3 protein-coding genes and 1 pseudogene are annotated in these 8,367 nt (G+C 72.7%); 1 reads left to right on the top strand and 3 read right to left on the bottom strand.

What is annotated here, in order from left to right; translation table 11 throughout:
• Position 1: 1 nt before the first annotated feature.
• The 3 genes from EV385_RS26110 to EV385_RS26100 form a co-directional block, all read right to left on the bottom strand.
• Positions 2–5,371 (bottom strand): non-ribosomal peptide synthetase, encoded by a 5,370-nt coding sequence (locus EV385_RS26110; RefSeq protein ID WP_130511830.1) that lies wholly within the window; start codon positions 5,369–5,371, stop codon positions 2–4.
• A gap of 15 nt (positions 5,372–5,386) precedes the next feature.
• Positions 5,387–5,605, bottom strand: a complete 219-nt coding sequence (locus EV385_RS26105; RefSeq protein WP_130511829.1) for an MbtH family protein — start codon at positions 5,603–5,605, stop codon at positions 5,387–5,389.
• A 109-nt stretch (positions 5,606–5,714) separates the two neighbouring features.
• On the bottom strand, positions 5,715–6,989 hold the full coding sequence (locus EV385_RS26100) for an MFS transporter (protein ID WP_130511828.1): 1,275 nt from the start codon (positions 6,987–6,989) through the stop codon (positions 5,715–5,717).
• Positions 6,990–7,527: 538 nt separating this feature from the next.
• On the opposite strand from EV385_RS26100, the pseudogene EV385_RS35985 reads away from it, so the two are divergent.
• Positions 7,528–8,215, top strand: a pseudogene (locus EV385_RS35985) (transposase); the annotation flags it as partial.
• Positions 8,216–8,367: the final 152 nt, after the last annotated feature.

Below are 8,367 nucleotides of genomic sequence, written 5' to 3'. Positions count from 1 at the left end.
GTCAGTTCCTCCGCCTGTCCACCGCAACGATGCGCAGTTCCGCCGCGTACCGCCGCCCGGCAGCGTCGGTGAGCCACAGCTGGTCCGGCGCCGGGAGCATCTCCACGACGGTCACCGCCGCGGCAGGCCCGCTGTGCCGGGCCGCGCGCCGGACCGCGCGGGCGAGCAGGTCGGCCGAGGCGAGACTCGTGAGGTCGGCGTAGATCGGTTTGCGCTCACCGGCGCAGCGCACGAACACGTGCCGGGGCAGGTCGTGGGCGGTGACCCAGGCCCGCATCCGGCGGTACCGGTCGGCCTCGTCCGCGACGGTGGCGAAGCTGATCGCGGACGCCTCGAACGTCCACGACTCACGGCTGACGACGAGGCCGTCGAGGGTGACGCGGGGCGTGTGCTCGGCCGAAGGGAGCAGCCGGAACTGCTGCACCAGACCGGCGGCGACGGTGTCGCCGAGCACGGCCATCAGGTCCATGTCGAGCCGGCCGTCGCGGCGGCGCACCCGCAGCCCGTCCCCGGTGTCGACCAGGTCGCACGCGCCGACCGGCAGGGTGCGCTCCGGCGGGTGGCCGAACGAGTCGGCGGCGAACACCAGTCGTACGTCGTCGGGGCCGACGAGGGCGTTGCTCTGCCGGGTCGGCACGCCTTCGTCCTGCCCGGTCTCGGCCGGGTAGGCCACCGGCCGGCCGATGTCGGCGGCCTGGGCGGCCCGCAGCGCGGCGGCGTCGTCGTGGAATTCCAGCCAGGTCGCGTAGCGGATCGTGTTGACGCCCGGGTGCAGCTCACCCAGGACCCACTCGTCACCGGCGCGCATGAGATCCGGGCTGTGCTGCACGGCGCTGGGCCAGCCCGGCTGTCCGGGCGGGAATGCCTGCCGGGCCCGGTCGGCGATGTCCGTTGTGGACAGCCGCACCCGCCGGGCGTCCGGCGGCAGCCGCAGCACGCCGGCCCAGCGCTGCTGCAGGGCCCGGCCGAGCGCACCGGTGAGTCGCTCCGGCGGCGTGAACAGCGTTGGGCCGACCCGCAGCCAGAACTCGGCGAACGGAACCACCGGGGTGCCGAGGTCGGCGGCGAGCCGCTGGTAGGTCTGCTCGAACACCCGCCGGTAGATGGCCGCACCGGCCGCGGTGAACCAGCGGGCGCTGTCCAGCACGAGCCCGAGCGGGGCGCGGACCGCGTCGAGGGTGCCGGTCCCGACCTGCACGGTGTCGGCGCGGCGGCACTCCTCGTAGGCGACGGTCCGCCCGGCGTAGAGCTGACCGGCACGCCGGGTCGCCGGCTTGCCGGTGAGCCGGGTGAAGGTGGCCTCCAGCGCGCTGGTCGCGGTGGCCAGCAGATCCGGGTCACCGGCTGCCGCGGCGACCGCATCGCGCGCCGCGCACAGGTCGTCGAGGGCACCGGTCGCCGCCGCCCGCACCGCCTCGTCGGTGACCCGGTCGAGCATCGACCGCGCGGTGCGTTCCGGCCGGGTGTCGTGCGGCGCCATCTCCGGCCGCCACACCAGCCGGTGCTCCATCGTCAGCTTTTCCAGGATGGTGAACACCTCGTCCGGCCCGACCGGCAACTCCGCGGCGACGGCGCGGGCGTCGCGCACCCCGTCGCACGCGTGCAACACGGCCGCGGTCAGCGGGTCGAGCGCGATCGGCGGGGCGCCCGGCACCCGGAGCAGCGACCCGTCGACGTCGAGAAACGCCGGCCGGCGGGGGATCAGCCACGGCCGCAGCGCCGCGGTGAACGGCTCGAGCACGGCCGCGACCGCCCAGCCCTCCAGGTAGACGGTGCGCCGGTCGACGAGCCGGCCGACCTGCGAGGGCTGAGCGTGCTCGACGGTCACGGCGTCGCCGTCGACAAACCCGGCCCAGCCGACCGGGCCGAAGAACCCGATCGTGTCGTTCTTGGCGCAGTACCGCTGGAGGTAGCTGGCGACGAGGGCCTCGTGCTGGCGGTGCTTGCTGGCCCGCCGGGCCGGAGCGGGCCCGGCACGCAGCAGCGGGTCGACGCCGGTGGTCAGGGCGTGCCGGTTCTGCCAGGTGATCGCCTCGCGAAACGCCGGGTCCGCGGCGGCAGCGTGCAAAGCGGTCCCGAGCCGGGCGACCGCTCGCGCGAACTCCTGCGGGTAGTCCGGGCGGTCGACGGCCGCGGCGAGTTCCGGGTCGCCGAGCGGGGTGAGCAGCTCGGCCGGGAACCCGGCGCCGCGCAGACAGAACGTCGACCACAGCGCCCAGTCGCCGATGAGCGGCACCAGGTGCGAGCCGGTGCGCGGCGCCACCCGGTTGGCCGACCGGTCGCGGCGGCGCAGCACCGGCCCGTCGGTGGCCGGTCGAGTGGCGGCCGCAGCGTCGACGGCGGCGGCGACGCCGGCCAGGGTCGGCTGCGCGTACAGCGCGGCCAGGCTGAACGGCACCGCGAACTCCTGCTGTATCCGGAACGTCAGGCGGGCAGCGCTGAGCGAGTTGCCGCCCTCGGCGAAGAACCCGGCGTCGCGGGGCAGCCCGTCGGCAGTGCGCTCGCCGGGCAGCACCGAGGCCCACAGCTCGGCCAGCCGCCGCTCGGTCGGTGTCGCCGGCCCGGCCTCCACCGTGGGCGGCGGCGGGGCCGGCGCGGGCAGTGCGGCCCGGTCGACCTTGCCGTTCCGGCCCAGCGGCAGCCGGTCGAGGATCACGAACGCGGCCGGCACCAGGTAGGCCGGCAACCGCGCGGTGAGGTGGCGGCGCAGCTCGGTGGCGTCGAGCGACGGGTCCGCGGCGGTGACGTAGCCGACCAGGTGCCGCTGCTCGTCGCCGCCCCGGGCGACGACTACGGCCTCGGCGACGCCGGGGTACCCGGCGAGCACGGCCTCGACCTCGCCCGGCTCGATGCGGAACCCGCGGATCTTCACCTGGTTGTCGATCCGGCCGAGGAACTCGACGACCCCGTCGGCGCGCCAGCGGGCCAGATCGCCGGTGCGGTAGAGCCGGGCACCACCACCGGCCGGGTCGGGCAGGAACCGGTGGGCCGTCGCGGCAGGTTGGGCAAGGTAGCCGCGGGACAGTCCGGCGCCGCCGGTGTACAGCTCCCCCACCGCGCCGATCGGCACCGGCCGCAACTGCTCGTCGAGGATGTGCACAGTGGTGTCCGGGATCGGAGCGCCGATCGGCACCCGCTCACCGATCTCGTCCTGCGTGCTCACCGTGTAGGTGGTGGTGAAGGTGGTGTTCTCGCTGGGCCCGTACCCGTTGACGAGGGGGCGGCCGGAGCGGGCCGTGAGGGCGGCGCGCAGCGCTTCGGGTCGTACGACGTCGCCGCCGGTGACGATCTGGTCGACCCCGGCGAGCGCGTCGGGCGCGGTCTCGACGAGGTGGTGGAACAGCCCGGCGGTGAGCCACGCGACATCGGCCCGGCCACTGCGCAGGAAGGTGGCGAGGTCGGCCGGCGCGACCGGGTCGGGTGGCGCGGTGACGACCGCCCCGCCGGTACACAGGGCACCCCAGACCTCGAGCGTGGTGGCGTCGAACGCGGCCGGCGCGGCGTGCAGCACCCGCCGGCCCGGGCCCAGTGTGGCGAACGCCGCGTCGGTGACCAGTCGGGCGACGGCCCGGTGCGGCACGGCGACGCCTTTGGGCACACCGGTGGAGCCGGACGTGAACGTCACGTAGGCGAGGTTGTCGAGGTGTACCGGCGGCAGCACCTCGGCCTCGGCGGGTTCTTCGGCATCGAGCGCCTGCGGGTCGACCACCAGCATCCCGGTTGCCTGTTCGGCGAGGGCGCCGACCACGACACGGACCTTGGCGGATTGCAGCAGGGCGGTCGCCCAGGCCGGCGGGCTGGCCGGGTCGACGCACAGGTAGGCCCCGCCAGCCTTCAGGATGCCGAGCAGTACCCGGATCAGCCCGGCGCTACGCCGCATGACGACGCCGACCGGCTCGTCGGTGCCGATGCCGTGCCGGCGTAGCGCGGCGGCGATCCGATCGCTGTCGTTGTCGAGCTGCGCGTAGCTGAGCGTGGTGTCGCCGTCGAGCACGGCCGGCGCGGCGGGGTCGGCCGCGACCCGGGCGGCGAACATCTCCACCACGGTGTGCAGGCGCTTCGCCCGTGACGCGTGCCAGTGGTCTCGCAGGGCGGCCTCGTCGTCGGCGCCGAGGCGCAGGTCGGCCACGCGGGCATCGGGTCGGCCGGCGAGTTCGAGCAGGGTGGCGCGGACCTGGGCGAGCATCCGGTGGGCGGCGGCATCGTGCACCTGGCGACCGTCCCAGAACAGGGCCAGGCACAGCTCGGGCTCGTCGAAGGCGTAGAGCGTCACCGGATGAGCGGGCGAGCGATGGATGCGCACCTGGGGAGCAGTGCCGTTCTGATCGAGCGGAGCCAGGCCGTGCTGGAGCCGCTGCCGCTCGACGACCAGCAGGCTGTCGAGGTTGTCGGGGGCCAGACCGGTCCAGTCCAGTACCGAGGCGAGCGGGGCCATCTGGTGCTCGCGCACCTGGAGCATCCGGGCCGCGGTGTCGGCCAGCAACTCTCGCACAGTCCACTGGGGGGCTATTCGACTCCGAAACGGGACCGTGTTGATGAGCATGCCGACGATCGCGGCGGCGCCGGGCACGCTGCCGTAACGGCATGACCGGGTCACGCCGAAGACCACGTCACGAGTGCCGCCCCACGCGCCGCGCAGCAGGGCCCACGCGGCAGTGACCATCGTGCTCGCGCCGGCTCCGAGCTGCGTACCCAATGCCCGGATCCGGTCTGACTCGTCCCTGGTCAGCACGAGCTCGGCGGTGGCCGCGGCGACGGGCCCGTCATCCGGCCCGCCGAGCCGCCCGGGCAGCGGCCACGGGCGAGCCGCGCCGGCCAGGTAGTCGCGCCAGAACATCTCGGCCGCGGCCCCGTCGACCCCGGCCCACCAGCGCACGAACGACTCGAACGAGGGTCGCCGCGGGTGTTCGGCAAGCTGGCCGGCAACCCGCGCCCGGTATTCGGTGAAGACCTCGTCGAGCACCAAACGGGTGGAGCGCCCGTCGAGCACGGCGTGGTGGAACGTGAAAACCACCTGGTCGGACCCGCCGAGCAGGGTGATGCGGGCGAGCGGCGCCTGCGCGAGGTCGAACGGCTCGACCCGGTCGGCGGCGAGGAAGGCGTCGAGCGGCAGGTCGCTGTGCCGCACCGGGCAATCGACGCGGCCGGCGACGGTCTGCACCAGACCCAGGTCGCCGTCGGTGCGGAACGCGGTGCGCAGGGCGGCGTGCCGGTCGAAGGCGCTCTGCCAGGTCGCGAAGAACGCAGCTTGCTCCACCGGGGCCGGCCAGTCGACGACGATCTGCTGCACGTCGATGCCGCTGTTCGGGCGTCGCAGGGTACCGAGCACCATGCCGCGCTGCACGCCGAGGGCGGGGTAAACGTCACTCATGAGCGTGCACCGGGATCAGGCCTGCGCCGCGTTCTCGTCCATCCAGACGCGCAGTGACTTGGGCCGCATGTCGGACCAGATCTCGTCGATGTGGGCGAGGCACTGTTCGCGCGTGCCGGTGGTGCCCTCGCGGCGCCAGCCGTCAGGCACCTCGCGGTCGTCGGGCCAGATCGAGTATTGCTCCTCGGCGTTCACCACAACGGCGAGCACAGCGGCGTCGTCATCAGCAAACACGGATCCCCCACACGCACGATCGATCTCACACCCGCAACGGCCGGTGGTGAATGTACATGGGTCGATCAAGCGTCTAGGTCACCTGATCCGGGCCCGGCCTCTGTCTTGATCAATTTGCCTGGACCGCCGGAATTGCCTGCTCATGGTGCTGGACCCCATCAACGCGCGGGGTACGGCCCATCAGCCCCACCACCGGCCCGGCGGCGATCGTGCAGCCCAGGAAGATCGCGGCGATCACCCACCACCCCCATCCGCCCGTCTGGATGGCGAGCAGGGTCAGCCCGACCGGCGCGAGCGTGCCCGACACCGACCCGACGAGCTGCCCGAGCCCGATGTAGGCCCCGCGCATGGCGGGCGGTGGCACGCTCGTCTGCACGTACCACTCGGCGGCGGACAACCAGAGCTCGGTCGCGGTGAGAAGCACGATGACCAGCACAAGTACGGCGACCGTCAGCCACCCGCTGGTCAGCCCGCTGACCAGCGCCACCGGGCAGGCCAGGGCCGCGGTGAGCCCACCGAGCCGCAGCAGCCGCTGCGTACCCGCCATCGACTCGGACCCCCGCGAGGCGGGCACCTGCAGCAGGATCACCAGCGCCGTGTTGAGTGCGAACAGCAGCCCGAGCACCGGCTTGGGGGCATCCGTCCGGGTGATGATCCACAGTGGCAGGACCTCGGTCATGAGGTAGGCATGGACCAGCAGCACCCCAGCCAGCACCGCGTAGCCGAGATATCCCCGGTCCGTGAGTACGGCGAGCCGGCTCATCTTCGGCCCGCCCGCCGCCGTCCCCGGCCGGACGGCGACCGGCAGCCGGCTCACCACAACGGCATTGACCAGCTGCAGGGCGGCCGCGAAGTAGACCAGCGCGATCAGCGCCGCGGTCCCGTTGGCCGCGAGTACGAGCGCCCCAAGCCCGGTCCCGACCGAGAGCCCGATGTTGAGGTACGTCCGGACGAACGCCATCGCCCGCACCCGCCCCTCGGCCGGAATCGCGTCCGACGTGTAGATCGTGCGCCCAGCCCCGGCCAGCGTGTCCGCGGCCGCCGACCCGACCAGCACGGCGACAAAACCGGCGAACGCGTGCACGAACGGCAGTACCGCGAGCGACGCCGCACCGGTCACCGCCCCGATCGCCCACGCGGCCCGCCCCCCGAGCCGGTCGGCGACCATCCCCAGTGGCAAAGCTCCGACCAGCCCGGTCAGCCCGGCGACGGAGAACCCGATGCCGACCTGCACTGGGGTCATCCCGAGCCCGTGGACGAAGAACACCACTCCGGCGGTGAGGAACGCCCCACTCCCGACGGCGTTCATCCCGGATTGGAACGCGATAGTGCGCGGCAGCCCAGGCGGCGGCAGCAGCTTCCCGGCGAACCGCCCAGCACCCATGCCGGGGATCAAACCAGCCCGCCACGGCCTCCCGCAACATCAACTCCGGCCACAGCGGTAGCCGGACTTGAGGGCGAGGAGCCGGATCCGGGCGCCGGCCAGAGTCACTCTCCGTATAGGCAGATCACGACCACATGGCGGACGCGGGTGGCGCCTGCTGCTGATCGTCAGGCCGACGAGGTGTGCAAACATGCGCGATGTCTCCGGTGGTGACGGCTGAGACCACCACGGCCGCGGTGATCAAGGTGAGCAGCGTGAGCCCCGCCACGGACAACACCCGCGTGACTGAGCGGTACGGCTTCGGCCAGCCGGCATAGGTCCTACGCCGCAACAAGGTCGATGTGGTCGATAGGGACGTGCCATGCCGCCGATGCCGCAGGTCGCGCTGTGGTTGCACAGGCAGCACGCGGGCCGGGAGATCGGTGAGACGAAGGCGACGCCCGCCGAACACCTGGCCGCCTTTGATGAGGTTGTGCGGCCCCGACGCTGTCCTTGCGGCGTTGGATGCAGCTCGTCGCAACGCCGCCGATGGGGTGGCATACAGCTCGGTGACCCGGACATCCTGGTCGTCTGCGACGCGGGCTACGACGTGACCCGCCTGGCCTGGGTGCTGCGCGATCTGCCGGTCGAGGTGGCCGGGCGGATCCGCGCCGACCGGGTCCCACAGCTACCCGCCCCGCCGTACGAGTACAACCCGTGCGGCGGTCGTCCGCCAAGCATGGCGGCGAGTTCGACCTGAAGGACCCCGACTCCTGGCCCGCGTCGGCAGTTACCACGATCAACGAGACGACCAGCTACGGAAAGCCGAAATCAGAGCCTGGGACCGGCTGCACCGTCGGCTGACCCACCGCGCCGCCTGGCTCGATCATGAGGGCCCGTTGCCGGTCATCGAGGACACCCCTATCCGGCTCCAGGTCGAGTACCTGCCCGGTGACCGCGACGCGCCACCCATGTGGCTGTGGTGCTCCAGCGCCGGCGCGGATCCTCGGGATGTGGACCGGATCTGGCAGGCAGACCTACGACGCTTCGATCTGGAGCACACATTCGCCCTGCTCAAGCAGACGCTGGGCTGGACCAGGCCGAAGCTACGCGACCCGCGGGCAGCCGACCGATGGACCTGGATCATGATTGCCGCCCACACCCAACTGTGGCTGGCCCGGTCCCTCGCCATCGATCTACGCCGCCCATGGGAACGTCCATCATCGCCCGACCGACCGTCACCCTCCATCTCAGCGCGACATCAGTCGCTTGTGGACAGTCGAGGCGGCAGTCCTCTGCCGATCAGATGAACACTCCGGTCACGTCCGCCAATGTCCTGCTCGAATTTGAGTGGAGGTCCCCACCCGGGCGGTCGAACGTCCTGGTAATGGCAGGCCAT

It is taken from the genome of Krasilnikovia cinnamomea (assembly GCF_004217545.1).
In the GTDB taxonomy this organism is placed as follows: Bacteria; Actinomycetota; Actinomycetes; order Mycobacteriales; family Micromonosporaceae; genus Actinoplanes; species Actinoplanes cinnamomeus.
Note: the sequence above shows the minus strand (reverse complement) of the source record. Positions and strands in the feature narration are given on the sequence as shown.

What these genes read in the sequence shown, in the direction of transcription:
- EV385_RS26110 (WP_130511830.1), bottom strand. Translation starts at nt 5,371, where the DNA reads ATGAGTGACGTTTACCCCGCCCTCGGCGTGCAGCGCGGCATGGTGCTC.
- EV385_RS26100 (WP_130511828.1), bottom strand. Translation starts at nt 6,989, where the DNA reads ATGGGTGCTGGGCGGTTCGCCGGGAAGCTGCTGCCGCCGCCTGGGCTG.